Below are 835 nucleotides of genomic sequence, written 5' to 3'. Positions count from 1 at the left end.
GAGGAACCCGACGATCATGCTGGTGAGAACACCTCTCTGGCGCGATTGCAGCGCAGTAGGCATCTCCTCGAACTCGACGGGAACACCGGCGACGCGTGAGACCGCATCCTGCTTTGCCGCGACGGCACTACGTGCCGCCGGCCCGGCGCTCGGTGACAGGGTCACCTCGAGCCCTGAGCCGTCCGCACGTAGCGCGACACCTGCGACGTCGACTCCTGCTGCACCGTCGAGCAGTGCGCGAGAGGCTTCCCGAAGCTCCTTCGGGGAGTAGGTGCTCGAGCGTAGAGCGACGGGAGAGGACACCTCGTCGAGCACCCGGTTAAGGTCGGTTTGCTCCTCGCCGTACCAATACACCTCGATCGTGCTGCGGTCCAGAGAAATGCCGACGGACGCCAGCCGGTCGTGACCTTCAAGTCGTTCCGCCATCATTACGGCGTCCTGCTGCATCTGGTCGTCCACTACCGGCAGGGTGAGCAGATCAGCTTCGGGGTAGGCGTCGTCGGACCGTGGAGCCTCCGACGAGACAGGTCCAGGCAGAATGGTGGGCGCGGCTTCATCCCGGTCATCTGCACTGGCAGGTGCAACGAAGGCCAAGCCAGTAGCCAGGCTGAATGCGGAGAACAGCGCTACCACGGTGCGCGTTTGCCTCCGGCGAGCAGGGTCGTGCGACATCGATGGAGCCCCCTCTGTCGATGGTTGCGCCGGCGTCGTCGCCGGCTCGCGGGGATCGTCACATGGAAGCGTGCCCAGGGCCACCCGTAGATCGAGCTTCCAGACCAGGTAGGTTCGCTGACTGCTACTGAGCCTTTCCCAGTAGGGGTGTCGGTGTGAGTGG

Annotated in this window: 1 protein-coding gene; it reads right to left on the bottom strand. The window is 64.8% G+C overall.

All coding sequences use genetic code 11. From position 1 onward, the window contains the following. Positions 1 to 633, bottom strand: a 633-nt coding sequence (locus GJV82_RS19225) for a hypothetical protein (RefSeq protein WP_155100335.1), incomplete at its 3' end; no start/stop codon positions are given. Positions 634 to 835 lie beyond the last annotated feature (202 nt).

Origin of the sequence: Cellulosimicrobium composti (assembly GCF_009711085.1) — a bacterium.
In the GTDB taxonomy this organism is placed as follows: domain Bacteria; phylum Actinomycetota; class Actinomycetes; order Actinomycetales; family Cellulomonadaceae; genus Cellulosimicrobium; species Cellulosimicrobium composti.
Note: the sequence above shows the minus strand (reverse complement) of the source record. Positions and strands in the feature narration are given on the sequence as shown.